28 protein-coding genes are annotated in these 25,760 nt (G+C 35.1%); 9 read left to right on the top strand and 19 right to left on the bottom strand.

Annotated elements, in window-relative coordinates:
- Positions 1 to 167: 167 nt before the first annotated feature.
- On the top strand, positions 168 to 299 hold the full coding sequence (locus RCG20_RS17400; RefSeq protein ID WP_308181374.1) for a YjcZ family sporulation protein: 132 nt from the start codon (positions 168 to 170) through the stop codon (positions 297 to 299).
- Positions 300 to 568: 269 nt separating this feature from the next.
- A complete protein-coding gene (def, locus tag RCG20_RS17395; protein WP_308181372.1) occupies positions 569 to 1,123 on the top strand; it encodes a peptide deformylase in 555 nt (184 codons plus the stop codon).
- A 92-nt stretch (positions 1,124 to 1,215) separates the two neighbouring features.
- Here the strand turns inward: def and RCG20_RS17390 are convergent, their stop codons facing one another.
- Both RCG20_RS17390 and RCG20_RS17385 read right to left on the bottom strand, forming a co-directional pair.
- The gene (locus tag RCG20_RS17390; RefSeq protein ID WP_308181371.1) at positions 1,216 to 1,986 is read right to left on the bottom strand and encodes a Cof-type HAD-IIB family hydrolase; all 771 of its coding nucleotides are present in this window, start codon (positions 1,984 to 1,986) and stop codon (positions 1,216 to 1,218) included.
- A 37-nt stretch (positions 1,987 to 2,023) separates the two neighbouring features.
- Positions 2,024 to 2,920, bottom strand: coding sequence for a DMT family transporter (locus RCG20_RS17385; RefSeq protein ID WP_308181370.1), 897 nt, complete (start codon positions 2,918 to 2,920; stop codon positions 2,024 to 2,026).
- A gap of 536 nt (positions 2,921 to 3,456) precedes the next feature.
- On the opposite strand from RCG20_RS17385, the gene RCG20_RS17380 reads away from it, so the two are divergent.
- A complete protein-coding gene (locus RCG20_RS17380; RefSeq protein WP_308181369.1) occupies positions 3,457 to 3,666 on the top strand; it encodes a DNA-dependent RNA polymerase subunit epsilon in 210 nt (69 codons plus the stop codon).
- 6 nt (positions 3,667 to 3,672) lie between these two features.
- Positions 3,673 to 5,340 (top strand): ribonuclease J1, encoded by a 1,668-nt coding sequence (gene rnjA / locus RCG20_RS17375; RefSeq protein ID WP_308181368.1) that lies wholly within the window; start codon positions 3,673 to 3,675, stop codon positions 5,338 to 5,340.
- 394 nt (positions 5,341 to 5,734) lie between these two features.
- Here the strand turns inward: rnjA and RCG20_RS17370 are convergent, their stop codons facing one another.
- The 14 genes from RCG20_RS17370 to RCG20_RS17305 all read right to left on the bottom strand — a co-directional run bounded on the left by RCG20_RS17370 (position 5,735) and on the right by RCG20_RS17305 (position 19,174).
- Positions 5,735 to 6,397 (bottom strand): potassium channel family protein, encoded by a 663-nt coding sequence (locus RCG20_RS17370; protein ID WP_308181367.1) that lies wholly within the window; start codon positions 6,395 to 6,397, stop codon positions 5,735 to 5,737.
- A gap of 94 nt (positions 6,398 to 6,491) precedes the next feature.
- Positions 6,492 to 7,388 (bottom strand): DUF4349 domain-containing protein, encoded by an 897-nt coding sequence (locus tag RCG20_RS17365; RefSeq protein WP_308181366.1) that lies wholly within the window; start codon positions 7,386 to 7,388, stop codon positions 6,492 to 6,494.
- A gap of 214 nt (positions 7,389 to 7,602) precedes the next feature.
- The gene (locus RCG20_RS17360; protein WP_308181365.1) at positions 7,603 to 8,058 is read right to left on the bottom strand and encodes a TlpA family protein disulfide reductase; all 456 of its coding nucleotides are present in this window, start codon (positions 8,056 to 8,058) and stop codon (positions 7,603 to 7,605) included.
- A gap of 174 nt (positions 8,059 to 8,232) precedes the next feature.
- Complete coding sequence (locus RCG20_RS17355; protein ID WP_308181364.1) at positions 8,233 to 8,781, bottom strand: peroxiredoxin; 549 nt, start codon at positions 8,779 to 8,781, stop codon at positions 8,233 to 8,235.
- Positions 8,782 to 9,263: 482 nt separating this feature from the next.
- Complete coding sequence (locus RCG20_RS17350) at positions 9,264 to 10,724, bottom strand: IS1182 family transposase (protein ID WP_308181363.1); 1,461 nt, start codon at positions 10,722 to 10,724, stop codon at positions 9,264 to 9,266.
- Between the two features lie 765 nt (positions 10,725 to 11,489).
- Entirely contained in the window at positions 11,490 to 12,617 is a 1,128-nt protein-coding gene (locus tag RCG20_RS17345; protein WP_308184383.1) for an N-acetyldiaminopimelate deacetylase, read from the bottom strand.
- A 56-nt stretch (positions 12,618 to 12,673) separates the two neighbouring features.
- Positions 12,674 to 13,384, bottom strand: coding sequence for a 2,3,4,5-tetrahydropyridine-2,6-dicarboxylate N-acetyltransferase (gene dapD, locus RCG20_RS17340; RefSeq protein ID WP_308181362.1), 711 nt, complete (start codon positions 13,382 to 13,384; stop codon positions 12,674 to 12,676).
- A 78-nt stretch (positions 13,385 to 13,462) separates the two neighbouring features.
- On the bottom strand, positions 13,463 to 14,350 hold the full coding sequence (locus RCG20_RS17335; protein WP_308181361.1) for a transcriptional regulator CcpC: 888 nt from the start codon (positions 14,348 to 14,350) through the stop codon (positions 13,463 to 13,465).
- 28 nt (positions 14,351 to 14,378) lie between these two features.
- Positions 14,379 to 15,893 carry an MDR family MFS transporter gene (locus RCG20_RS17330; protein WP_308181360.1) on the bottom strand — a complete coding sequence of 505 codons (1,515 nt, stop codon included), beginning with the start codon at positions 15,891 to 15,893 and terminating at the stop codon, positions 14,379 to 14,381.
- Positions 15,894 to 15,941: 48 nt separating this feature from the next.
- Positions 15,942 to 16,394, bottom strand: a complete 453-nt coding sequence (gene cbpB / locus RCG20_RS17325; RefSeq protein ID WP_308181359.1) for a cyclic-di-AMP-binding protein CbpB — start codon at positions 16,392 to 16,394, stop codon at positions 15,942 to 15,944.
- Between the two features lie 123 nt (positions 16,395 to 16,517).
- Complete coding sequence (locus RCG20_RS17320; RefSeq protein WP_308181358.1) at positions 16,518 to 16,661, bottom strand: hypothetical protein; 144 nt, start codon at positions 16,659 to 16,661, stop codon at positions 16,518 to 16,520.
- 104 nt (positions 16,662 to 16,765) lie between these two features.
- Positions 16,766 to 17,002: a YkuJ family protein gene (locus RCG20_RS17315; RefSeq protein WP_308181356.1), complete on the bottom strand. Its 237-nt coding sequence runs from the start codon at positions 17,000 to 17,002 to the stop codon at positions 16,766 to 16,768.
- Between the two features lie 205 nt (positions 17,003 to 17,207).
- Positions 17,208 to 17,750 (bottom strand): DUF3993 domain-containing protein, encoded by a 543-nt coding sequence (locus RCG20_RS17310; protein ID WP_308181355.1) that lies wholly within the window; start codon positions 17,748 to 17,750, stop codon positions 17,208 to 17,210.
- 212 nt (positions 17,751 to 17,962) lie between these two features.
- Entirely contained in the window at positions 17,963 to 19,174 is a 1,212-nt protein-coding gene (locus RCG20_RS17305) for an EAL domain-containing protein (protein ID WP_308181354.1), read from the bottom strand.
- A 142-nt stretch (positions 19,175 to 19,316) separates the two neighbouring features.
- On the opposite strand from RCG20_RS17305, the gene RCG20_RS17300 reads away from it, so the two are divergent.
- The 5 genes from RCG20_RS17300 (at position 19,317) to RCG20_RS17280 (ending at position 23,962) form a co-directional block, all read left to right on the top strand.
- Positions 19,317 to 20,117: a C39 family peptidase gene (locus tag RCG20_RS17300; protein WP_308181353.1), complete on the top strand. Its 801-nt coding sequence runs from the start codon at positions 19,317 to 19,319 to the stop codon at positions 20,115 to 20,117.
- Between the two features lie 339 nt (positions 20,118 to 20,456).
- Positions 20,457 to 21,359 (top strand): metallophosphoesterase, encoded by a 903-nt coding sequence (locus RCG20_RS17295; protein ID WP_308181352.1) that lies wholly within the window; start codon positions 20,457 to 20,459, stop codon positions 21,357 to 21,359.
- A gap of 276 nt (positions 21,360 to 21,635) precedes the next feature.
- Positions 21,636 to 22,112 (top strand): YkyB family protein, encoded by a 477-nt coding sequence (locus RCG20_RS17290; protein ID WP_308181351.1) that lies wholly within the window; start codon positions 21,636 to 21,638, stop codon positions 22,110 to 22,112.
- Between the two features lie 315 nt (positions 22,113 to 22,427).
- Entirely contained in the window at positions 22,428 to 22,628 is a 201-nt protein-coding gene (locus RCG20_RS17285) for a hypothetical protein (RefSeq protein WP_308181350.1), read from the top strand.
- A 176-nt stretch (positions 22,629 to 22,804) separates the two neighbouring features.
- On the top strand, positions 22,805 to 23,962 hold the full coding sequence (locus RCG20_RS17280; protein WP_308181349.1) for an aminotransferase A: 1,158 nt from the start codon (positions 22,805 to 22,807) through the stop codon (positions 23,960 to 23,962).
- Positions 23,963 to 24,016: 54 nt separating this feature from the next.
- Here RCG20_RS17280 and RCG20_RS17275 read toward each other — a convergent pair whose 3' ends face one another.
- The 3 genes from RCG20_RS17275 to RCG20_RS17265 form a co-directional block, all read right to left on the bottom strand.
- Positions 24,017 to 24,193 carry a hypothetical protein gene (locus RCG20_RS17275; protein ID WP_308181348.1) on the bottom strand — a complete coding sequence of 59 codons (177 nt, stop codon included), beginning with the start codon at positions 24,191 to 24,193 and terminating at the stop codon, positions 24,017 to 24,019.
- 70 nt (positions 24,194 to 24,263) lie between these two features.
- Positions 24,264 to 24,629, bottom strand: a complete 366-nt coding sequence (locus RCG20_RS17270) for a hypothetical protein (protein ID WP_308181347.1) — start codon at positions 24,627 to 24,629, stop codon at positions 24,264 to 24,266.
- Positions 24,630 to 24,736: 107 nt separating this feature from the next.
- Complete coding sequence (locus RCG20_RS17265; RefSeq protein ID WP_308181346.1) at positions 24,737 to 25,615, bottom strand: NAD(P)-dependent oxidoreductase; 879 nt, start codon at positions 25,613 to 25,615, stop codon at positions 24,737 to 24,739.
- Between the last annotated feature and the right edge of the window lie 145 nt (positions 25,616 to 25,760).

Here is a 25,760-nt window from a genome sequence, read left to right as displayed (position 1 = left end):
CGTGCTACAGAAGTTTTTATAAAGGCCTGTCCTTTTTTCCATATTCATATTCACGTATTTTTGAATTATGACTAGGCACTGGCCTATACAAAAATCTTTTTACCTCATAGGCTGTTAGTAACCGGCATATAGAAACCGGAATAGCTTAACTAAGGGAGGTTACCCAAATGTACGGTTGCTACGGAGGATATGGTTACCCTGGAGTTGGATACGGATGTGGATTCGGCGGGGGGTTTGCCTTAATTGTTGTTCTCTTTATTCTCTTGATCATTGTTGGTTGTGCTTGTTGGACATTTTAAGATTAGGGGGAAGGCTCAAGCCTTCCCTTTTCGTTTGGCTTATAAGAGAATTAATTTGTTAGCGCACTAAATAAATGTTAAATAATCAACACTCAATCAAATCGTATAAGTTCAACTACGTTTCTTTCATCGCTCTTTGGGCTCACCAATCGACGAGTTTTCTTTAGCAGATTCTAATAATGATTCTAATATTAACTTTTTATGAATTATTTGATAGACTGTTTAAAGACACGATATTTTAGTTTTTTATATACAGGAGTGAAATAAACATGTTAACGATGGAGGATATCATACGAGATGGCCATCCAAGCCTAAGAAAAATTGCGGTTGAAGTTCCAATGCCGCCATCGGAAGAAGATAAACAGATACTTAAAAGCCTTTTAGAATACGTTCAAAATAGTCAAAATGAAGAAATTGCCTCTATGCACGATTTGCGCCCAGGTGTTGGCCTGGCAGCACCACAAATCAATATTTCTAAACGAATGATTGCTGTTCACATTCACGATGAAAAAGGAAATATTTATAGCTATGCACTTTTTAATCCAAAGATTGTTAGCCATTCAGTTGAACAATCCTATTTAGTTGCTGGAGAGGGATGTCTATCAGTAGATGAGGCAATTCCTGGGTATGTGCCCCGATATGCAAGAGTCACAGTAAAAGGGACTGATGTAGATGGAAATGAACTGAAAATCCGTTTAAAAGGACTCCCCGCAATTGTTTTCCAACATGAAATAGATCACTTGAATGGGATTATGTTTTACGATTATATTAATAAAAAAGACCCCTATGCAACCATTGAAAATGCAATTGCTATTGAAAGATAACAAATGTCGCTGCAAGCCCCTAAGGAAATTCTACTTTGCTAAGAAAAGTCAGCTAGTAAAAAGCCGTCCTGTGTGGACGGCTTTTTACTAATTTAAATTAAATTTAGTTCTTTTAATCCATTCCAAATTCCTTTTTGTGATACATCAGATGTAATAAAATCAGCATGTGCTTTAGCTTCAGAAACTCCATTTCCCATTGCCACACCTGTTCCAACAGCCTTAAGCATTTCAATATCATTGAGCCCGTCTCCAAACGCGTACACGTCCTCTAAATCAAACCCCAACCGGTCAATCATTTTTTTAATTCCTTCTGCCTTTGATCCACCTGCTGGAATAATATCAAGTGAATATGGATGCCAACGAACGAAATCAAAATGAGGGTAATTTGGAATATATAATTGTTCTTCACCCGTCTCACAGAAAAGCAAAGTTTGGAAAATCTTATTATTCATATAGAAAGTTGGATCTTTTTCAGGATGAGGAAATTTCAAGCTACTCATACTGGATTCAATAAATTGATGATTGTTCACTGTTGCTTTCATTGTTTTTTCATTCATAAAAATTAATGGGTGCTTGTTCTGTGAAGTAGTCCTCAAAAATTGATCAAGCTCCCCTTGGTTTAGTGGATTTTCATATATAGCTTCATTTTCGAAAACAACATATTGCCCGTTAAAGCTAACAAAAGAATCAATCTCAAGTTCCTCTCTCAGGCTTTCAAACATAAACGGGGCCCTTCCTGTTGCAATAGCAACGAACACACCGTTATTCTTTAATTCAAACAGTGCCTCTTTTGTACTTACTGGAAGGTTTTTATCATGATCGAGCAATGTCCCATCTATGTCAAAAAATACAATCTTTTTCATTAAAAATAGCTCCTTAGTAAAAATTTTAATACAGAAATTATGCCGCAGCCTTATTCTTTGTGTTTAATTTTGATTTGTGCGAAGAAATATAAACTCCCATGAAAATGACGATTAATCCTACTATCATTGTTAAATGAATAGATTCCTTTAAAAGCACTGCTCCCCATATAACAGCAGAAACAGGTACTAAATAAGTAACCAACGACGCAAATTCTGGTCCTCCCTTTTTTACCATGAAATAAAAGAGTAAATAAGCGACACCTGAACCAAGCATACCTAAACCAATAAGTGGAAGAATAATATTCATATCTAATAAGGCGGGTAAGGATTTGGGCGCAAGTCCAACCATAATAATAAAGCTAAATATAGTTGAAATCAGCATTGTAAAAAAAGAAGTCTCTAAAACAGATAGTTGAGAAAGATACTTTTTCGACATTTGTATCCCCAACCCATAGAAAAAGGTTGCCCCTGTCATCAGAAGTATCCCTAACGTATTTTCAGAAAAAAAAGCACTTGGCTTTATATCCGCCAGTATAAAGATACCTAGGAAGCCAATTAAAATTCCAATCCATTGTTTTTTCTTTAAAGAGGAGGCGAAAAATAGAAATCCGATGATTAAAGTCCAAATTGGTGTTGTTGCATTGATGATAGATGCAAGACCTGAGGATATAATTGTTTCACTTGAACAAATTAAAAGCCATGGCAGTATGTTATTCGCTAACGCGACAAGTAACAACTTTCCCCAAGGCAGCTTTTTAAATTGGATTTTTTCTTTGCTTAGAAGAAAAATAACCAAAAGCATGATCAAACCAAATAGACATCTTCCAAAAACAACTGCAGATGGATCCAATGTAGCCAAAAGGATTTTCATAAACAAAAAAGAGGTTCCCCAAATAAGACTCAATCCGATTAAAGCACTATATAATTTCCCCATTCTACTCTCCTATCCAACTCTCTTTGTCTAGATCTAACCCCAAAAGGGTGCTTCTACTTTATTTTTGCAGTTTCTGTACTAAAACACTAAACCTTCACATAATAATTGTCAATTTAAAATCTGTCTTTTCGATTCCATCTTTATCCATGAAAATATTAGGAAAATCAACATATAATATTAGTAAAAGGAGATCATTTTTTAAAAAACAGCAATAATTTGCCCCTGCTTGCTTTACATTGGACAAGGATCGTTTAAAATAGAAGTAAGGAGATGATCCACTATGTTAAAAAAGCTACGAAAAAAGCTTTTAAAACAGTGGAATGATTTATTAAGAAAAAAAACCATTGCCTAAATTTTTGAGCCCTTCAAACTTGCGGAGGGCTCCTTCCTTAATGTAAATTGGTTAAACAGTTATCTGTATTTTATAATTTTCGAATTTTAACGGGCCATTTTAGACCCTGAAAAGAAAATATATGAAAAAGATGGAAAACTTTTATATAATAAAAAAAGTGATTGTGGAGTTAGGAGCGATTTAAATGATTTTTAAAGTCTATTTTCAAGCAAGAATTAATGAAGTCCCAGTAAGAGAAAACACCAAGACCATTTATCTTGAAGGAGATTCCGAACAAAATATTCGGACAAAACTGATTGATCGTGGCTATAATATCGAATTTATTCAACCAGTTACAGGAGCACATCTAGAATATGAAAAACAAAATGAAGATTTTAAAGTATTGGAGATTTGATAATTTATGAAATTTGTTAAAAATGATCAAACAGCTGTTTTTGCTCTGGGAGGTCTTGGCGAGATCGGCAAAAACACGTATGCTGTCCAATTCCAGGATGAGATAATCTTAATTGACGCTGGGATTAAATTCCCCGAAGATGAATTGTTAGGAATTGATTATGTTATCCCTGATTACACATACTTAGTAAAAAATGCAGATAAAATAAAAGGTTTGTTCGTTACCCATGGTCATGAGGATCATATCGGTGGCATTCCCTACCTTTTAAGGGAAGTAAATATCCCTATTTACGGTGGAAAGCTTGCTCTTGGACTAATTAAAAATAAACTTGAAGAACATGGTTTATTAAGGAATGCTAAATTGATCGATATTAAAGAAGATGATATCATCAAATTCCGTAAAACATCCGTTACCTTTTTCCGTACTACACACAGTATTCCAGATTCATATGGAATTGTGGTTAAAACTCCTCCGGGTCAAATCGTTCATACCGGTGATTTTAAATTTGATTTTACCCCTGTTGGCGAACCAGCAAACTTAACGAAGATGGCTGAGATTGGCAAAGAAGGCGTTTTATGTCTACTTTCTGATAGCACCAATAGTGAAATCCCTAATTTTACAATGTCTGAGCGTCTTGTTGGGGAAAACATCCATGATATATTCCGTAAAGTAGATGGACGAGTTATATTTGCGACATTTGCTTCAAATATTCATCGACTTCAACAAGTAACTGAGGCAGCTGTGGCCAATGGAAGAAAAGTTGCTGTTTTTGGAAGAAGTATGGAAGCAGCAATCAATATTGGTATGGATTTGGGCTATATTCGAGCTCCAAAGGATACATTCATTGAGGCACAACAAATTAACCGCCTCCCAGCTAGTCAAGTAACAATCCTGTGTACAGGAAGCCAAGGTGAGCCGATGGCAGCCTTGTCAAGAATTGCAAATGGTACTCATAGACAGATCCAGATCATCCCAGGAGACACTGTTGTATTCTCCTCATCGCCGATTCCAGGAAATACGATTAGTGTCAGCAGAACCATTAACATGCTCTCTCGTGCAGGTGCAGAAGTTATTCATGGAAAGTTAAGCAATGTTCATACTTCTGGACACGGTGGGCAAGAAGAACAAAAGCTCATGCTGCGTTTAATAAAGCCAAAATTTTTCATGCCAATTCATGGCGAATATCGGATGCAAAAAACACATGCAAGGCTTGCTGTTGATTGTGGTGTTGAAGCAGAAAATTGCTTTATTATGGATAATGGCGAAGTATTGGCCCTTTCTAATGATTCAGCCCAAGTAGCAGGCAAAATTCCCTCCGGCAATATTTATATTGATGGCAGTGGAATTGGTGACATTGGAAATATTGTATTGCGTGACCGCCGAATTCTGTCTGAAGAAGGTCTTGTAGTAGTAGTTGTCAGCATCAATATGAAGGAATTTAAAATTTCCGCTGGTCCTGACCTTATTTCCCGAGGGTTCGTTTACATGAGAGAATCAGGCGATTTAATAAATGATGCCCAGAATTTAATAACTAAACATTTAAATAAAGTGATGGAAAGAAAAACAAGTCAATGGTCTGAAATCAAAAATGAAATCACTGACACTTTAGCACCTTTCCTTTACGAAAAGACAAAACGCCGTCCAATGATTTTACCGATCATTATGGAAGTTTAACTAAGCCACTTTTAACACTGATAGGTGTAACAAGACCTTGTGGTGCTAAGCTGACTTAATTATCATAGTCCATTGGTAAAAATTTAGACCGTAAGAAAACCGGGCAAAATCTGCCCGGTTATTTTTTATTTCTATATTGCCGGACAATGTCGCTCTTTTTGTGACATCACACTCACCTATTTACCGATCACAGACATCATTCGTTTATTTAGAATAAGGCTCTTTTTTTAAACTTTGTTGCTAGTTGAAACTAAATTAGAATGGGATTCCAGTTTACCGATGATAACCGTAGGAAGTTTTTAAGAAAAGAGCACGATACTATTATTATTTCGGGTTTTTAGACTAGGTACGAAAAACAACAATCTATGCGAAAACAGCCTTGAATAATAAATCCTTATTTCATCACCTTATGTGTAAATTTTTCAATGTCAATATCACTTCCAATTACAATTAAAATATCATTAAGTTGGATCATTTCTTTTGCTTGAGGAGAAACAATAATTTCACTTCCTCTTTTAATTGCTACAATGTTAATACCATATTTTTTGCGAATATCTAGGCCAATAATTGTATGGCCGTCTAGTCTTTTATTTGCAACAATTTCCACAATGCTATGATCATCCGAAAGTCCAAGATAATCTAACACATTATTTGAAGCCATATTATTTGCAATTCGGATGCCCATATCCCTTTCAGGATGGACTACAGAATTAGCCCCAATCTTCCGAAGTACTTTTTCATGATAATCATTTTGTGCCTTAACCGTAATATTTTCTACACCTAATTCCTTTAAAATCAGTGTTGTTAAGATACTTGATTGTATATCATCACCAATAGCTACTATCACATGGTCAAAGTTTCTTATCCCAATACTTCTTAACATTGCTTCATCAGTCGTATCACCAACCACTGCATGGGAAGCGATCGTGGCATATTCATTTACCCTCGCTTCACTTTTATCTACTACTAGGACTTCTTTTCCCTGCTCCGTGAGAGTTCTGCAAATACTTCCACCGAATCGTCCCAAACCAATAACAGCAAAATCTTTTTTCTTCACAAAATCTCCCCCACACAATATCAAGTTATTCATTCAATCCCAGTTTAGCATATCAGCTGTTAAGGTTGTTTTAGCCACTACTCTAATTTGACCCTTAGTCTTTGTTTCTCCTCTTTTTCATTATTAAAATAATAATGATTCCTAGAATTAACAAAAAGATAATAACCGGTAAATTTCCTAATAAAAAAATAATCAAGGAGGAAAGTCCTGCCAACAAAAAATTTGTACTTTTAACAAATTGTTTCTTTGTCCGTTCCCATGTATTAAGGTTTTTATTTTCAATATTTGGCACTATAATTTTAGTCTCATACAGGTTTATTGTTACCGTAGAGAATGCCGTTTGATTTTGCAAATATTTCATTCTTCCTATAATTATTTCAATCTCTTCTTGAACAGTTGCTAAATCAGTGGATATTTTCAATAAATCTTCAGTTTTAGTAGCATTTTTCATAAATGTGACGAGTCTCTCTTCTACTGCTCTTTTGGATTTCAAACGTGATTCCAAATCAACATACTCTTCAGTTACATCCTGCCCTGTTATGTTTCTTTCGATCACCTCTGTCGCTTGACCCTCCGCATCATCTAAAAATTTCTGGAAGTTTTTTTGTGGAATGCGAATTGAAATATTTCCATTCATTTGTTCTTTTCCTTCTCTAGTAACATTGGACTGGGCAATATATCCTCCATAAATGGTAGCCCGGTCCTCAAGCTTTTGAAGGGTTTGTGTAAAGTTTTTAACTTGAATACTTAAATCCGCTTTATAAATAACCATTTGAGCATCAGAATTACTAATTTCTAGATCCGTTCGCTTTTTCTTCTCTCCCTTGCTATCTGACACCGCGACAGAGCTTATCTTTGCCCCCTCTGAACTGGATTTCATTGAAGAACTATCCATCTTTGATTCGCTACTATTACTATTGCTACAACCTGTTACAACAAATGTACTTACAAGCAAAAGATACACCCATCTTTTTATTTTCAAGCTCATCATACCCTTTCTATTCCTTTGTCATGTTTTGATAAACAATTTTTGAGGCATTCAAATGTAACCTTCTTTTTTTATAAAAATAGTAGTAAAAAATAGGTAAATTTGTTTAATGTAACCTTTTCAAATCCTATTTATATTACGGACGAATAATGGAGATAAAAGTTTCAAACAAAAAAGACCATTCGCATGGTAAGCGAACAGTCTTTTTTAGAGTTTTTTATTCTGCTTTTTCAATTTCTTCTAATACTCGGTTTACCCTTTTTTCCAGCATCTTCATGCCGCTTCCACCTGCTTGAAAATGTCGAAGCTTTCCTTCGCGATCAAAAACATAATAAGCCGGAACATATTGGTTTTCAAAGACCTCCGTCAATTTGTGGTCACTATCTACAAAAATGGGTTGGGTTATTCCATGTTCCTCTGCTATTTGTTTGATATCTTCAATGTTTAAATCATCTTCTGATCTTGGCATATGAACAGCTACAACATTTAATTTATCTTTATATTGATCGCGGAATTGATTAACCTGAGGCATGGCTTCTTTGCACAAATGACAGCTAGTTGACCAGAAATGAATTAAAGTTGGTTTCTCCCCAACTAATTCGTCTTTTGTAACCTCTCCATTTAACCATTGGGTTGCCCCATTTAATTCCGGCATCGGCTCACGTAATTTCATTAAAAAACCCCCTTCTTTTATATTCTGAATAAAGAAAACTCGCCAATTGGCTAGCCCCAAAGGTCGATGATTAGGCGAGTTGCCCTTGTACCCAGAATTTATGGATATAAATTCTATTTAGCTAAAAAAGACCTAACACTAATACAGTTAGGTCTCGTGTTGATTTTTAAAAAATTATACTTTCAATGTAGCTTGACCTGGTTTCCAGTTCGCAGGGCAAAGACCACCAGTTTGTAAAGCTTGCAATACACGTAATGTTTCATCCACATCACGGCCGATATCATTGTGATTCACAACAGAATATTTCATTTCACCCTCAGGATTAATGATGAAAAGTCCACGAAGAGCAATACCCTCTTCATCTATTAGAACTCCATAATCACGTGAAACCACATGATTGGTGTCAGCTGCTAGAGGATATTTAAGGTCCCCTAAGCCATTTTCTTTGCGGTCTGTTTTAATCCATGCAAGATGGGTATGAATCGTATCAGTAGATGCACCGATAACAACAGCATCAAGATCTTCGAATTCATCGTAGCGGTCAGATAATGCGGTAATTTCAGTAGGACAAACAAATGTAAAGTCCATTGGGTAGAAGAACAATATTGTCCATTTTTCATTTTTCATATTTTCTTCTAGACTTACTTTTTTAAATTCTTTATTTGGCATTACTGCGTCCATTTCAAAACGTGGAGCTTGTTTACCTACCATGCGTTCTGGCATTTGAATCCCTCCAATATTTGTTTAATCATCCGTTTTAACTATACCTTTAACAATTTTTATTATAGAATGATTATAATTTTTAGTCAATATTAAATTATAATTAATTTAAATAAATATTTAATATCGTTAAGATTACACCATTCTCTCTTTCAAAAGTTTTCCCTTTTACTTTTCAAAATAACCGAGTATTGAATCAAAAAAAATATCAATAGTATCTGTTATTCTTTTTCATTTTAATTAACAATTCACCGTGTTAATTAAAATGAAATTATTAGTTATTCGTTTCAACATGTCTGTTGATTGGCGCTACAGGCACTTCGCTTTCCGCGGGCGTGCCGGGGAGCCTCCTCGTCGCTTCGCTGAGGCTGCTGAAAAACTGGCGAATTTTTATTTTTCTCATTGGATGTGGATAAAAAAAGCAGCTAGTTGTCCAAATTTTGGATAACTAACTGCTTTTTTCTTGGTTACTTTTATATTCTATCTTATTTTTTCTCAGAGAGGAGCTTTATAATCCTCTTGAGATTGACTGCGAATATCGCTGTAGCTCCTTGTATTTCCATGCCAAATAGACCCGTAGATGACGCCACATCATACCCGTGTCTATGTTTAAGTTCACTATTTTTCGCCTCAATTTTATAGCGTGTTTTCGCTAGGTCTTTAAAAGCTTCCGTATTTTGAAACGCTTCTTGACCTGTATGTTCCGTTGATTTGATGGTTACTGAATAGGACTTACTTTTCGCTCCTTCTTTATAACATCCTTCACGGAAAGGACAAACAGCACATTTTTTAATATCAAAAAGGTACTTGATTCTAGGGTTTTTATCTTGATTCTTTCTTTCTTCATATTTTTTTCGAATGGCCATATGCCCGGCTTTACAAACATACATCCCTGCATCTTTATTAAAATTAAATTCATCTTCTTTTGTTCTTCTACCATATGTAATAAGTGGATGCAGTCTAGAAACAAGTGTTAATTGATGTTCTTTTGTATAACAAATATTATTTTTCTCAGAGTAGGCAGTATCCCCAATAATTGTATTAATTTCCATTCCTGTTGCTTGGCTTTTTTTAATTAATTCCTGCAGATATTTTCCATCACTTTTTTCACCTGTTGTCACAACTGCAGCTGTAATAATTCGTTCATCACTCATTGCAATATGCGTTTTGTAGCCAAAAAAAGAAGAATCAGCTGTTTTATGTCCTACACGTGCGTCTGGGTCTGTTGAAAAAGCCAGTTGTTCTGTATAATCTTCCACTACTTCTTTTAGTACATTTAATTTTTCCTTTACAGCTGGGGTTGCCGCAATTTTTGGTTCTGACTCGACAACAGAAATGATTTGACGGCAATAATTTAATTCATCTGTTACTTCGTTAGAAGTTGTTTTGGATGGGAATTTCTCTTTCATGGATTCATCGAACTGATAAACGGCTTTTCGCACATTTTTTGATTTCTCCTGCAAAAATTCTCTCGGTGATTTTTGGTTATAACGTGCTTTTGTATGTGTAGCATCAACAATAATGGTTTTATTTTTAATAATTTCCTTTTTAATTGCAATCTCAACGGTCTTTCCAATGAGCATATCTAATAAACCCACATCTTGAAGACGGAGTTTACGGAATTTTGTTAAAGAACTTGGGTCAATTACGGAATCTTCTGGTGCCATATCGAGGAAATATTTAAACGACATATCATATTTTGAACGTTCTACTACATCTACATCTGACAAATCATAAATTGATTTAAGCAATAGATATTTGAACATACGAATCGGTGACACTGCATTCCGACCGTTATCAAGACAATATTTCGTTTTTAATTCTTCAAGAATAAATGAAAAGTCAACTAGTTTATTGATTTGGCGAAGCATATTATCCTCTGGAACTACGAGATCAAAAATAGCTAAATATGGACTGAAATTGAGAGATTCTTGATTGGAAATCATTTAGATATCACCTACATACATTTAATATCATTATTATAAGACAAATAGGCAGTTGAAAGTTTGATTAATTCAAACTTTCAACTGCCTAAAAAAATGGGACTTTTTCAGTGGCCTCGCTTCGCTCCTGTGGGGTCTCCCCTGACCCGTACTCCCGCAGGAGTCTTCGTGCCTTCCGCGCCAATCAACAGAGTGTTTTCAATAAAGACCTTCAACTGAACTAATAAATATTAGAAAGACGTGGTGAATTCTATGTTTAAGCCAAAAGTGTCTAGACATATTTTGAGGAATTAAATAAAGCCATGGAAGAGGATAGAATTAAGTCTGGTAAAAAGCCGTTGCTCTATCTGATTGTAAATCTTTTGGTGTTATTGCTCATAGAAGGTTTCATCCTATTAGTCGTTGCTCTTATGCACTAGTATAATTTACAGATATAAATTCTGGTTAGCTAAAAAAATGCAACACACTTAGCAAGGCTAGAAAAAGTGTGTTGCAATGCTTTAGGATGATTAACCTCCCTGTTGATTGGAGCGGAGGGCACTCGACTCCTGCGGGATATAGAGGTCACTGGAGACCCCGCAGGCGCTAAAGCGCCGAGGAGGCTCCAGGACCTCCCCGCGGAAAGCGAGTGCCTGGAGCGGAAATCAACAGGCCATTTAACAGAGACAATAAATAAATAAAAAATCGGTAATTTAGATTAAGACAAAATAAAAAATTGCCGAGAAAAATACCCTTTCTCGACAATCTGAGAATAACAGATACTATCTGTTATTCTCTCCCTTTAAAATCCATATATTTTGTCATCAAGTCAATAGCTATTTGGATAGCATCTTCTTTCGGATTTAGTTTAGAGTGGTGTAGCCCGAATGGGGAATCGACGCCTAACCAAAACATAAATCCGGGAATTTCCTTAAGCATATAGCCAAAGTCTTCTCCCGTCATCGCTTCCCTACATTCAATAACTTCAACAATTGTTTCAGATTGAATGAAGTTAACAAACTCATTTGTCAGTTCTTTATGATTGAATACTTGATAATACATCGAACCATAATTAATAGATGCCTGGCACTCAAAGCCTATTTCTATTCCTTTCACAACGGCTTCAATCCGCTGTTTTACCTTTTTCATTGATTCAGCGGATAAGGTTCTAATCGTGCCATCAAGTCTTGCTTTTTCTGCAATAATATTCTGAACTGTACCACCAGAAATTTTTCCAATTGTAACTACTGCACTATCTAAGGGGTCAACATTCCTTGAAACAATCGTTTGCAATTGACTTACAAGTGAACAGGCAGCAATAACCATATCATTTGTTTGATGAGGATAAGCAGCATGTCCACCCTTACCTTTAAGATCAATAAATAACTCCGATGTATTGGCAAATAAAAGTCCTTCTTTTATCGCAATCGCTCCAACAGGATACTCTGGTGCAATATGGAGGGCAAAAATCATATCAGGCTTCCATTCCTGCATTATTTCTGATTTTAGCATCGGTTCAGCCCCTCCTGGACCTTCCTCAGCTGGCTGAAAAATAAACAGCAAATCATCATTTATTTGATTTTCAACAAAATAAGAAAGAACACCTAGAGCAATGCTCATATGAAAATCGTGGCCACATGCATGCATTTTACCTGGATGTGAGGAGGGGAAAGGTAAATCAGTTTCTTCCTCAATTGGTAAGCCATCAATATCTGTCCGATATCCTATTGTTTTCTTCGGCTTTAAACCATGAACTTTTACAAATAGCCCCGTTTTCCACTTTTTAATGGTCATTCTATCCTGTGGAAGAGATTCAAGGTACGATAATAAATAGGATTGTGTTTTAAATTCTTGAAATCCTAATTCTGGAATTTGGTGAAGTTCTCGACGAATTTTTATATATGGGCTCATATTTATCTCCTAACTTGAAAGAAAGCGTGGAACGAATCCCACGCTTAAACGTTCAAATTTACTTATAGTTGACGTAGTTCTTGTTTTATTTCAATTTTTGATTTCATTTTTTCATCAATATCTTTAAGTTTACGTGCAGGAATTCCTGCCACAACGGTATATGGCGCAACATCATCAATAACTACAGCACCTGCAGCAACAACAGAGCCTTTTCCTACAGTTACACCTTCCAAAATGACTGCATTTGCACCCACAAGGACATCATCTTCAACGATAACAGGTTTTGCGGATGGTGGCTCAATCACACCTGCTAACACGGCACCTGCACCAATATGACAGTTTTTACCGACGGTCGCTCTTCCACCAAGAACCACATTCATATCAATCATTGTTCCTTCGCCAACAACAGAGCCGATATTAATAACGGCGCCCATCATAATAATTGCATTATCTCCTATTTCAACCTGGTCTCGAATAATAGAACCTGGCTCTATACGTGCTTTTATATTTTTTGTATCTAACATCGGAATAGCTGAATTACGACGGTCATTCTCTACTACATAGTCTTCAATTTTCGTCTGGTTTGCTTCTAACGCTTGATTAATTTCAGACCACTCTCCGAAAACAACCCCTGTTTTTCCGTTGATAAAAGTCTTTGCTTGGCCTCCAAAATCAATTCCTTCTAAATCACCTTTAAGATAAACCTTCACTGGTGTTGACTTTTTACTATTTTGAATAAATGAAATAATTTCATTTGCATCCATCGCTTTCATTTAAAAACCCCCTATGTATTAATAATTTAAATTTAAAATTACTTTAACAAACAAAAGAAACTTAGACAAGTGAAAACACTACCTTGACTCTTCAATATGCTCGTTAAGTAGTTCAGTAAAAGCTTTAACCTGTTTTAATTGAAAAGCCGATTCGTATCCCAACAACCATGTATCCCTTTTTAAAGGCTCATTATTTTCATCCAGAAGTGGAATTTTATAGATATCCCTTTCTGAACCATTTAAAGTGATTGCAGGAAGAATGGCATAACCAATCCCATTAAAAGCCATTTGCTTGCATGTTTCAATTTGATCCACAACAACGGTCCGTTTTGGAGCTATTTTAAAATGTCTCATCCACCAATCCTGAATTTCTTGATAATAATTAGAATCACTTTTAAATTGGATAAATGGTCGATCCGTTTCAAGGGCTTGTTCAGGATTTGTAATTTCTTTATCAACTAGATAAAGAATATCTTTAAATAAATGGATTTTCACTCCCTTCCAGTCAGGAGTTCCACGTATAATTCCAATGTGAACTTGGTCATCATACAAGTATCTTAAAATCTCGCTACTCCACCCGGTAATGAGGGAGATTTTCACTTGTGGATACCTTTCAATATACTTCTTTAAAACCTGTGGCAGCCAATTTTGTCCAACAATCGTGGCAACAGCAATCTTTAATGTTCCGGCAATCCCTGATTGAAGAGAATAGACTGTTTCTTTTACTTTTTCTTGCTTATTCAGAACCTCGTTTACAAATTGAATTACATACTCTCCAGCAGGTGTTAAAGCGACCCCTTTTTGAGAGCGAATAAACAACTTTGTCCCCCACTCTTTTTCAATGGTTTGCAATCGTTGCGAGAGAGCCGGCTGTGAAACAAATAGTCGTTCTGCTGCCTTTCGCATATTCATTTCTTGAGCAAGGACAGATAATAATTGGAATTCTGATAGTGAGGACAACGTCATCCCTCTTTATAAATTATTTCTTGTACGATCAATTACTTTTTTTCGGCATAAATAAGATGAGGATAAGACTCAGAATTGCAAAAACAACGACAATAAAGTAAACAGAATGTAACGAGACTGTAAGCCCATCTTGTAATATGTGAATAACTTTTATAGGGACCTTGCTTCGTTCACTTTCTTTTAGAAGAATATTTGTTGATTCAACTGTCAACCTCTTACCCGTTTGAATTGCACTTTTATTAAAATAATTTTTTAGTTGATTATTAAGAATTCCGCCAAGCATAGCGGCACCAATGGTATTTCCAAGATTTCGCATAAACATATTTGCAGCTGTGGCAATCCCTCTTTGTTGCCAACTAACGGTACTTTGAATTGAAACAATAAATGCTGTTGAAGTTAAGCCCATCCCAATTCCAACAAAGAAAGAACCTGTTGCTGGCCATATAGGGCCTGTTTCAGCTGACATAGTTACAAAGGCAATACTCCCTAGAATAAGTGATATTCCGCCAATAATAGAGGTATTACGGTAGCCAATAGAAAGTAGCATTCGACCAGAGATAGTCGAGGCAATTGGCCAACCAATTGACATTGATGTCAAGGTAAATCCAGCCACAATAGCTGATTGCTCCATTACACCTTGGACGAAGGTTGGTAAAAAACTTGTTATACCAATCAATATAATCCCAGAAGTAAGGGAGGTAATATTAGCAACAAATATGGATCGTTCCTTCCAAATATTGAAGGGCATTACTGGTTCTGTTGCTCGTTTTTCTTGTAAAACAAACAAAATCAAGGAAACAATAAACAAAACAATAAGCCACAAAGTTTGCGTGGATCCCCATCCGTCCTTCCCTCCTCCTTGAACTAGCACATACATCAAAGAAGAGATTGCAACAGTTAATAGGAATGCTCCTAGATAATCAATTTTATGTTTTTTCTTTTCCACATTTTCATGTAAGTAAAAGACTAAGCCAACAATTGAAAGAATTCCAAGTGGAATGTTAATCCAAAAAATAAAATGCCAGCTAACATACTGAACAAGCAATCCACCAATCGCTGGGCCAACAATGGCAGAAATGCCCCAAACACTTGATAAATATCCTTGGACTTTTGCTCGTTCTTCCTTCGTATAAATATCTCCAACAATTGTAGTTGCAATAGGCATTACAGCTCCGGCACCAAAACCTTGTATTAAGCGAAAAATAATTAAGGTTTTCATTGAACCTGCGAACCCGCAAAGAATCGAACCAATTAAAAACAGAATTATACCGAAAAACAAGATTGGCTTTCGACCAAATAAATCTGATAGCTTTCCATAAATTAACACTGTAATGGAGTTCATTAATAAATACGAAGAAAAAACCCAACTATAAAGAGAAAATCCTCCTAAATCAGCTACAATAGCCGGCATAGCAGTAGATACAATTGTAACCTCAATCGCTCCCATAAACATGGCCAACATGACTGATGCTAATACAAGCGGTTTATTTGTTTCTCCTTTTTTTGTATTTTTTGCTATTTTATTATTTAATGGATTTCCCATTAAACCACCTTCTTACTAAAAAAATAATACAGCCCCCAAATTGGGAGCTTACGTCGCTTTTCTATTCATCATTTTGATATGCTTATTTAATCGGTTTAACACTGTACTCCGCGGTAAAATCCCTTCAAAAAAACCATTTTCAGCTTCAAGACAAAGAAATGGATGATTGACGAGTAACTCAAGGCAAACCTTCATAGATTCATTTGTTTTGACACGTGGCACAGATTTATTCATGACTTCTTCAACGTGTTTTTCCTCAAGTTTTTCAAATTCAATTCTTTCAAGACCTAGGATGGACTCCATGATGATAGGCGTACTTATTAATCCATGAAGTTTATAATGTGGATCTAAAACAGGAATAGCTGTATACCCACTTTTCGTTAAAACCAATAATGCATGTTCAAGGTTATTGCCGATTTGCACATGAGCAACCCGCTCAGAAGGTATCATTAAATCAACAATATTCAACTGTAAAAATTCCCCACTGTGAAGATTGATCATCACCGAAAACCCCTTATGATTGTTATAGAACAAATCTATTCTATCACAGATTCCGTGGGGATGCCTTTTTGAATAATGTTTTCGCCTAGATTATTATTATTCGTATTTTGGCTTATTGAAGAACTATCCTTTACTTGTTTCAATATTTCTTACCGTATATTGACAATATGGGCAATGAAAAATAACATTTTGATTCGACTGTGCCGTAAGAACATTTGATATATCAGACTCATGATTGCATTTTGGGCATTTTACTATTGGAATCATTTGATTTCCTCCCTACTACTAGCATGTCTAAGAAAGGGAGTTTAGATTCAAAAAAAGGAGCTCACCTAAGAAATTTAAGCAAAAAAAAGGAACCAAAAAGGCTCCTATTGAATCAAATCAAATATTTCAATTGTAATCATATCGATATTATCAAATTGATACCGTTTTGGCTTTTCTTTTTCATTATATACTTCCAATTCAAACGTTACCGTCTTTGGATGATACGTTACTTGGCATTTTTTTTCACCATCAACCTCGAAAAACCGTTGGGCTGGTTCACCACCAGTAGATTGCTCTTGAAGGTTTTTTAAACGTGTTAATATACCTTGTAGCTGTGACATATGCTTTTCCTCCTTTAAAACAAAACAAACACTATACTGTTATGTTTCTTCTTTGGCATGTTTCTATACAAGTTGATTATTTCCAGAACTCAAAAGTTCAATTTCCTACACACCAATATTAACAGAATAAAATATAGACAAGTATTTGTCCAAGTAAATATAAATTTTTTTTTGAATTTCTTTATTGCAAATTTGAAATTGGAAATTAATTTACCTTATATCGGTCGCTCTTTCCTCTTACTTTTTCAGAAATATTGGCCTTTTTAATAACATCTGTTGGGATTTTGTTATAGAGGTACTTGTCCACTTTCCAATTATCTCCTATTCTCTTTATGTACAATCCTTCATAATGGCTTTTAAATCCAACGGGCCCATTCGTATTTTCAGGGAAAAATTCAAAAACATAAATTTCCTTAGGTAAAATAACAACTTTAGTTTCATCTGAAAATTGGTAGTAAGGGATATAGTATTGAGCAAAATCAGTTCCATATGTTAAAAATTTTCCTGATTCTTTGTGGATATTTTCCTTCCAAAAGTGGTTTTGATATTCATCCGTAAAAAAGGAATCCAATACTTTCTTTATTTCCTCTGTCGATCTCCCTTTTTCACTTAAAGAAACTTGAGCCTTATATGCTCCTTTTAAAAAGTCAAAAACCTCATTTCTTGTATCTAACCCAGATGTTGCTTGAGGAGATAAAGGGATAATTGCAAATAATAGCATGAATAATAAAGCAATCTTTTTCTTCATTTTCCTTTCTCCTTTCAATTCCAAAACTAAAATTATAATCAATTTTAACAACAAATATCCTACTAAAATGAAAAAATCGTTCGTAAAAAAACTTCAGCATTAGACATTAAAATTGTTTTTACTGTAAATTTAAACCGTTTTCCATCGAAAAAACAGGTAAAAAGAAAAGACCTCCAGGTAGGAGATCTTTTGAAGCATTCTATACGGGATTTTTATAACAAATCATCGTGTTCAAATAAATAATTATAGGCAATATCAATAAATAAAAATTCTGTTGGATTCATTGGGAAAGAAAAAGTCCGGGTAGTTTCCCCTGTTTCGATATCACTATACAAATCGGAAAGAATACCTTTCTTTTCATTTCGCATTTTAAAAATATTTTCTAAAAAATATGGACGCCAGCTCCAATTTTTGTTAATGTATTCCTTCTGGATTCCCCAACCATCTTTTCCTTTAAAAAAGTTTGGGGACTGTTGGAAACCATCTTCATCACATACATACATTCGAAAAGCGATTTGATCCATTTCTTTCATTAAAAGTTCAAATAATTCTTCATAGCTAGTTTTTTTGCTTTTCAAAATAATTTCTTGTACCTTTACTTGAAAAAAATCTGATGTCGAATAGAATGATTCAAGCCTTTTTTTCCCATACAAAATAAAATCATGAAATTTTTCTTTTAAACGATCCTTTAGGAGATCATGTTCAATAAACTCTGAAGCTGGTTTAGATAAATAATATCCTTGGTAATACCTACCCCCATTTTTCCATGCAAAATGTAGTTGATATTCCATCTCAATATTTTCAAATAAAAGAGTAGCGCCAATTTTTCTAGCCAATAATGATAATGAAAATAAAATATCATTAAAAGCTGTTCCTGTTGTAGTGGATTTTAGAACTTGCAAATTTATTTTTAATATATCAGGCTCAAGTTGGCCAATTCGATCGAAGTAATTACTATCACTATCTATTCTTGCAATGGCAATTTTTATGCCATATGTACGATAGTATTGCAATAAATGATCCAACTGATTTATATCACCTTGGTAATTTTGCTCAGATATTTCCAATACAATTCTTTGCAGATTTAATCCTCTTTTTTCAAAAGCAAGCAATTCATTTAAGAAAGGCTCCCCGTGGTTATACATTAATAAATCAGCGGTCCGGTTAAGAAATATATAAAAATCCTCATTCGATTCCAGTGCTTTTTCAAGAGCTTTAACAAGTAATAACTGATCTACTTCAAATTTATATTCTTCAGGAATTTGATCATCCTGAAAAAATGATCCCAAACTAGTCAATTGATTTTCTGAAATATATCTTCCTAATACCTCATAGCCAATTACCCGATGTTCATCGGCACTAAAAATCGGTTGAAAAAAAGGAATGACATTTTCAAGATCCGTTAGGATATCCAATGCATCCATTAATGTACCTCCTGATAATAATTTTTTATAGTATACCATAGATGTCTATAGAAGCAGCCATTTTCCAAATGGTAAAAGGATGCCATCATAGTTGATTGGATCTTAGCAAAGGATATTAGTGATACGAAGGGAGGAAAAGTTCGTGAATAAACTTTACTTTCTAGTCTCACTTCTACCGATGTTTGGCTGTAGTAACCTTGAGTTGACTGATCAAACAAATAGGAATGCTTCATCGGTTAATGTGCCCATACACATCCAAACCGAACATGTTACTAATCAATTAAGCATTTTGAACCAGCCCGTAACTAAAAAGGGAGATATTAAAAAGTCTTCAAGCACAAAAAAATCAGCAGCCATGCTAAATGTTGGTTTAATCAAACAAAACCCTGAATTAAAATATGGATGCGAAGTAACAAGTTTAGCCATGGTTTTGAACTATGCAGGAGTCACAACGAATAAAATGGAATTGTATAAATCCATCAAGAAGGATTCAGACCCACTCATTCGGTCACCAAGGGGAGACATATTAAGATGGGGAAATCCTAATCATGGTTTTGTAGGAGATATGACAGGAAACCGTGCAGGCTATGCTGTTTTTGATCAACCAATGATTCACCTTATTAATAAATATTTACCTAACAGAGCAGTGAATTTGACAGGCCAGCCCTTCGATAAGGTATTAGAACATGTATCTGAAGGATATCCAATTGTCGTATGGACGACTGGTGATTTTCGTCTTCCAGATCGGTGGGAGTCATGGAACCATGGACAGCAATTGATTAAAACCCCACTCGATTTACATGCTGTCGTACTTGTTGGTTATGATTCCCAATATGTTTATTTGAATGATCCATTATCTGGTAGAAAACAAGTTCGGGTTAGTAGAGAGCAATTCATCGCTTCATGGAAAGCATTGAACTGTAGAGCTGTAAGTTACCATTAAAAGAAAACAAGCGTCCCTGATTATCTTAACTTCTGCGACTGCTGCTTGAGCAAGTCAATTTTAAATATACTTTATGATCGTTGAAGAAAGGCTTGAATGATAGCCTTTCTTTTTTTCCGATCAGGGCAACACTGGATATCTTTCCAAAAATTTTTAAAGAAAACTTGCCGATTGGCGAGCCCCTAAGGGCGATGACAGAGGCGTAGTTGCCCTTATGCGCAAGCAGAATTTATGGATATAAATTCTGCTTAGCTAAAAAAAAATGAACAGACCACTTCTTTTACTGAAGATTATTTGTTAGGATTTAATAGGTAAATATGAGATAGGTTGGTAGATCATATGAGAAAAAAAATGACAAGGAGAAGGTTTTTAAAAGGTACATTTGGTGCATTGCTTACCGCATTTGCAGCCGGTTCTGGTGGATATGTTTACGCACATCAAATAGAGCCTACTCTTCTGGATATTCAATCAGTGCAGATAAAACATTCACTAATACCAAACAGTTTTAATGGAATCAAATTGGTCCAATTTAGTGACACGCATCTTGGATTTCAATATGATCTAAATCAGCTTAAAAAAATAGTCGCTAAAATTAATGCCATCAACCCTGATATTATTTTATTTACAGGGGACTTAATGGATGAACCAAATAAATATCGAGAAATTGATCAAATTGCACCTATTTTACAGCAACTCAATGCATCAATTGGAAAATTTTGCATCTACGGGAACCACGATCACGGTGGATATGGTACTGATTTATACAAAAAAATTATGGAATCTGCTAACTTTACGTTACTCTTAAATCAATCCATTCCCATCCGTTTAAAGGACCAGAGTAGGATTTACTTAATCGGAATTGACGATGCTATGTTAGGAAGGCCTGATATTGGATTGGCAATGGACCGAGTACCTGCAAATGTTTTTACAATCTTGTTATCACATGCACCAGATTTAGCTGACGCCGCAAGCCATTTCAAAATTAACTGGCAGCTCAGTGGTCATAGTCATGGTGGACAGGTGAAGATTCCCTTTGTTGGCGCACTGGTCATTCCACCCTTTGCAAAAAAGTATCCTGAAGGGCTGTATTCTATTGGTGAAACTAATCCATTAAAGTTATATGTAAACAGAGGTCTTGGAACTACTCGGCTTCCATTTCGCTTTATGGCAAAACCAGAATTAACTATATTTACATTACAATCTGATTTAGAACACTCGTCGATTGGCAAGCCCCAAGGGTGATGATTAGACGTAGTTGCACTTATGCGATATAAATTCTTATTAGCTTAAAAATAGCTTAAAAAGAAATCCTTATTTTTTTCCTGATAAGGATTTTTTTCTAGAATTTTCAATTTTTAATACAATGTTTTTACAATTCACTATTTTTTCTTACAATTAATTGTAAAATAAAAATAATGAATTTACAGGAACTACCGATTATTTTACAAAAAAAGAGATTTATTTGCACAAAAAAAGGTATAATAATAATATTTAAATAGATAGAAAGGAGAACATATTTTGAATTACGATTTGAAACATTCCTCTACACCATTAAATCTAAGCATTGAAAACCTCTCACAGGCCATATTTGTTGTCAATCGTCATGCAAAAACGGCTACCAATCCCCGATTTTTATATAAATTAAAACAAGAGGCATTAAAGAAGTTAATAGAAGAGGATAAGGCAAAAAAAGTTGGACTTCATTTTTCTGGTAATCCAAAGAATAGCCAACAACAATCAGATGTCCTTGTAACCTGCGGCAGGTATACATTTCATATTCCACCTATTCGGACGGATTTTACTGAACTCCCTCATTTAGGAAAACTAGACAACCAGGTTCGAAATCCAAAGGCATCTCTTTCTCTTAATACAGCCAAAACAATCTTACAATCCTATACAGGAATTCTTGAAACTGATCAGCATTCCTCCAGCAAAAAACCTGAACACCAAATCTATAAAAAGCCTGTCTTTAAAAAATTAGGCGAGCGTTACTAGGTTAGCTAAAGAACAGAAGAATGAATATCAAGATGCCAAACTTCTGTTACTAATTAGTGGGTAAAATCAATAGGTTAATTCTGATATTTCTAAAAAAGCCGTGTATTACGGCTTTTTTTTTGGTGTTCTTGTTACACTTTATTGTTACTTAAAATGATTTTTGACTGTCAAGTGACTATTAAAAATCACCTTCTTGATAATTTTGTGAACGTTTTCACATGGATATAGACGAAGAAAAAAATCAGGATTACAATACAACCATAGAGAGCAAAACAAATAAAATTTAACCATAACTAATAGAAGAGGTGCTTACAAATGAAAGGAACAGCTATTCTTTATCAAGAACAATCCATAACATTTATTGAAGATGTAGATCGATCGATTTTTGATGAAATTAAAGAGCAATGTGGTTGTGAACATTGTAACTGCAACATCGAGAACAAAATGATTAATTTTGGAACTGTTTCCCCCGTTCTTTGGCGTGAAGATGAAATTGATTGGGATTATGGTTATTAAATCACACTGAAAATAGTATAGATCTCCACCCCCCCCCCTTTAAAACGCCCTGATAATAGATCAGGGCGTTTTTTATTTTTTGTAGAGCATTTTTAAAATGGTGGCATATTAATATGAATCATTCTATAATCAAAGATATTCTAGCCTACATACGGATAAATGGAAGGATGAAGTAAGTGGAACATTTAATTAATCAGAGGGTAAAAGAAATTGAACTTTCAGGAATTAGAAGGTTTTTTAATATGGTAGCACATACAGAAGATATGGTTTCATTAACAATTGGGCAACCAGATTTTCCTACACCCGATCATGTAAAAATAGCTGGCATCCAGGCAATTGAGGATAATTTTACAACCTACACCCACAATGCCGGCTATTTTGAATTGCGCGAGGCTGCATGTGACTTTGTGGAAAAAAAATATGGGTTACAGTATAACCCTGAAAATGAAGTCATAATTACAATGGGTGCAAGTGAAGCAATCGATATCGCCTTTCGTACGATTTTGTCAGAAGGAAATGAAGTAATTTTGCCAGGTCCGGTATATCCTGGTTATGAACCGCTCATTCGGCTTTGTGGTGCGAAACCCGTTTACGCTGATATTCGTAATAACCATTTTCATTTTACAGCTGACATAATCAAGCAATACATTACCGAAAAAACTCGTTGCATTGTGTTACCCTATCCTTCAAATCCTACAGGTGTCAGCCTAACAAAGTCAGAACTAATCGACATAGCACAACTGGTAAAAGACAAGGACATCTTTATTCTTGCTGATGAGATATACAGTGAACTTGTCTATGACAATGCCCATCAATCAATCGCCTCTTTTTTGAGAGAAAAAACAATCGTTATTAATGGATTGTCCAAGAGCCACTCAATGACAGGCTGGAGAATCGGCTTTCTATTTGCGCCAGAAAATCTAACAAAGCATATGTTGAAGGTGCATCAATACAACGTCTCATGTGCAAATTCGATTGCTCAAAAGGCAGCATTCGAAGCATTAACTGTCGGAATAAATGATGCAATGCCAATGAAAGATGTTTATGAAAAAAGAAGGGAAATGGTATTTACACGTTTAACAGGTATGGGACTTAAGGTAGAAAAGCCGGATGGCGCATTTTACTTCTTCGTTCAAATTCCAAGCTTTATCACTTCAAATAGCTTTGATTTCGCCTTACAACTTGTTCAAGAATCAAAAGTAGCTGTTGTTCCAGGTAGTGCATTTTCCGAGTATGGTGAAGGCTATTTCCGCTTATCCTACGCCTGTTCAACGGACGTCTTAGAGAAAGGCTTAAATCGCATTGAGCAATTTCTAATGAAATACCGTAAGTAAAATGCATTTTTATACCCTCACTTACTTTAGTGAGGGTATAAATTTATTTGTTATTTATCCATTAAATTTTCCATTGTTTTTTGGAGCCTTCTCTTTTTTTGCTTTGTCTTTATGGATTTTATTTGTTGCAGCAGAACCAATTTCATGAGCAAATTCCTCATTTAATTTAGAAGAATCAAAGCCCTTTTTGTTCTTTTGTTGTGGATCATTCTTTTTTGTCTTTTTCGCCATGAATAATTCCTCCCATTCATTTTACATATATAGTTTTTTGATTTTGGGAAAAATTTATTCACAGTATTCTTTAGACCATTTTTCTAATAAACCGAACCTCACGATAACCTTCACTGCGATCAGTTGTGAATAAACCAATTTCTATAAAGCAGCCTTTTAAATCATTTAAAATAGCTTCCAATTCCTCAGGAGATTTCGGTTTTGAATACCCAAGCCGCTTTAACTCATCCATTAAAATTCGAAAGCCTCCATCTGTTTCAATATGGCTAAACTTTGTTGGTAGTGTACCTTTAACCTCATTTATAAGGCTTAGATCCCATCGTATCGGCCTTGAATCATTTTTGGTTTTCTCACGATAGAATCCGTCAATCCTTACTAAATAACGCCCATCCTCAAGCTCATAGAATTTATCGACTATGTCTTCAAATAATGCCAAACTTTAGCCCCCTCTCCCTAAATCTTTATTTATTGGCATTTCTTTTTAGAAGAGGAAGAATAAAAAAAAGAAAGACCCCAAATGGATCTTTCCATTTCTATATAGATTTAGTTTTTAAAATATTTGTATAGAGCCTGTGTCCCGCTATTTTCTTCACCATTTTTAGCTAATTGGTCATAAAGAGATTTCGCTAAGGTTAATCCCGGTGCATCCATATCCATATGTTCTGCTTCTTCGAGTGCTATTTTCATATCCTTAATAAAATGTTTTATGTAAAATCCTGGTTCGAAATCTTGATTTAGCATTCTAGGCGCAAGGTTACTTAATGACCAACTCCCGGCTGCTCCTGTTGAAATACTTTTCAAGACAGTTTCAGGGTCAAGGCCCGCTTTTTCCGCATAAATAATGGCTTCTGTTACTCCAATCATATTAGTGGCAATCGCGATCTGATTGCACATTTTTGTATGTTGCCCTGATCCAGCCTTGCCTTGATAAACAATATTAGAACCAAGTAGCTCTAGAAGTGGCTTAACTTCTTCAAACGCTTCCTTCTCCCCACCAACCATAATAGAGAGTTTCGCTGTCTTCGCTCCAATATCTCCACCAGAAACTGGTGCATCAATGCTATGAATCCCGTTCTTTTTTGCCTCATCGAAAATTTTTATGGCTAGCTGTGGTGCAGATGTTGTCATATCAATTAAATAACTACCTTTTTTCCCATTTGCAATTAAGCCATTTTCCCCAAAATAAACCTCTTCCACATCATGGGGATAGCCCACGATTGTAAAAATAACATTTGCTTTTTCAGCAACTCCCCTAGGGGTATCCATCCATTTTGCGCCTTTGTCAATTAAGTCAACTGCTTTTTCCTCTGTCCTTGTGTAAATAACCAAAGGAAAACCTGCTGCTAATAAATGCCCTGCCATACTTTTACCCATAACACCAATCCCAATAAATCCAATTACAGTGTTCTCTTTATTTAACATAAACATCTTTCCTCTCAATGGTTGTTTTTTCTTTATTTTATCACTTTTTTTACAAAAAAAGAGCCGAGATAAAAATATCTCAGCCCATGTGCTTCATCTCCAAAATTATGCACAATAGTAGTATTACCTATTTATTATTTATTAG

Origin of the sequence: Neobacillus sp. PS3-40 (genome assembly GCF_030915485.1) — a bacterium.
GTDB lineage: Bacteria > Bacillota > Bacilli > Bacillales > Cytobacillaceae > JAUZPL01.
The sequence above is the reverse complement of the archived record's forward strand: the minus strand, read 5'-3'. Positions and strand labels throughout refer to the sequence as shown.

Bases quoted from the DNA above. Each gene is read 5' to 3' on its own strand.
- cbpB (WP_308181359.1), bottom strand. From the start codon at position 16,394: ATGATCAATCTTCACAGTGGGGAATTTTTACAGTTGAATATTGTTGAT.
- RCG20_RS17275 (WP_308181348.1), bottom strand. From the start codon at position 24,193: ATGGCGAAAAAGACAAAAAAGAATGATCCACAACAAAAGAACAAAAAG.
- RCG20_RS17355 (WP_308181364.1), bottom strand. From the start codon at position 8,781: ATGCCAGAACGCATGGTAGGTAAACAAGCTCCACGTTTTGAAATGGAC.
- def (WP_308181372.1), top strand. From the start codon at position 569: ATGTTAACGATGGAGGATATCATACGAGATGGCCATCCAAGCCTAAGA.
- RCG20_RS17390 (WP_308181371.1), bottom strand. From the start codon at position 1,986: ATGAAAAAGATTGTATTTTTTGACATAGATGGGACATTGCTCGATCAT.
- RCG20_RS17400 (WP_308181374.1), top strand. From the start codon at position 168: ATGTACGGTTGCTACGGAGGATATGGTTACCCTGGAGTTGGATACGGA.
- RCG20_RS17310 (WP_308181355.1), bottom strand. From the start codon at position 17,750: ATGAAGAAAAAGATTGCTTTATTATTCATGCTATTATTTGCAATTATC.
- RCG20_RS17305 (WP_308181354.1), bottom strand. From the start codon at position 19,174: ATGGATGCATTGGATATCCTAACGGATCTTGAAAATGTCATTCCTTTT.
- RCG20_RS17265 (WP_308181346.1), bottom strand. From the start codon at position 25,615: ATGTTAAATAAAGAGAACACTGTAATTGGATTTATTGGGATTGGTGTT.
- RCG20_RS17350 (WP_308181363.1), bottom strand. From the start codon at position 10,724: ATGATTTCCAATCAAGAATCTCTCAATTTCAGTCCATATTTAGCTATT.
- RCG20_RS17380 (WP_308181369.1), top strand. From the start codon at position 3,457: ATGATTTTTAAAGTCTATTTTCAAGCAAGAATTAATGAAGTCCCAGTA.
- dapD (WP_308181362.1), bottom strand. From the start codon at position 13,384: ATGAAAGCGATGGATGCAAATGAAATTATTTCATTTATTCAAAATAGT.
- RCG20_RS17385 (WP_308181370.1), bottom strand. From the start codon at position 2,920: ATGGGGAAATTATATAGTGCTTTAATCGGATTGAGTCTTATTTGGGGA.
- RCG20_RS17360 (WP_308181365.1), bottom strand. From the start codon at position 8,058: ATGAAATTACGTGAGCCGATGCCGGAATTAAATGGGGCAACCCAATGG.
- RCG20_RS17330 (WP_308181360.1), bottom strand. From the start codon at position 15,893: ATGGGAAATCCATTAAATAATAAAATAGCAAAAAATACAAAAAAAGGA.
- RCG20_RS17335 (WP_308181361.1), bottom strand. From the start codon at position 14,350: ATGACGTTGTCCTCACTATCAGAATTCCAATTATTATCTGTCCTTGCT.
- RCG20_RS17315 (WP_308181356.1), bottom strand. From the start codon at position 17,002: ATGTCACAGCTACAAGGTATATTAACACGTTTAAAAAACCTTCAAGAG.
- RCG20_RS17295 (WP_308181352.1), top strand. From the start codon at position 20,457: ATGAGAAAAAAAATGACAAGGAGAAGGTTTTTAAAAGGTACATTTGGT.
- RCG20_RS17285 (WP_308181350.1), top strand. From the start codon at position 22,428: ATGAAAGGAACAGCTATTCTTTATCAAGAACAATCCATAACATTTATT.
- rnjA (WP_308181368.1), top strand. From the start codon at position 3,673: ATGAAATTTGTTAAAAATGATCAAACAGCTGTTTTTGCTCTGGGAGGT.
- RCG20_RS17320 (WP_308181358.1), bottom strand. From the start codon at position 16,661: ATGATTCCAATAGTAAAATGCCCAAAATGCAATCATGAGTCTGATATA.
- RCG20_RS17365 (WP_308181366.1), bottom strand. From the start codon at position 7,388: ATGATGAGCTTGAAAATAAAAAGATGGGTGTATCTTTTGCTTGTAAGT.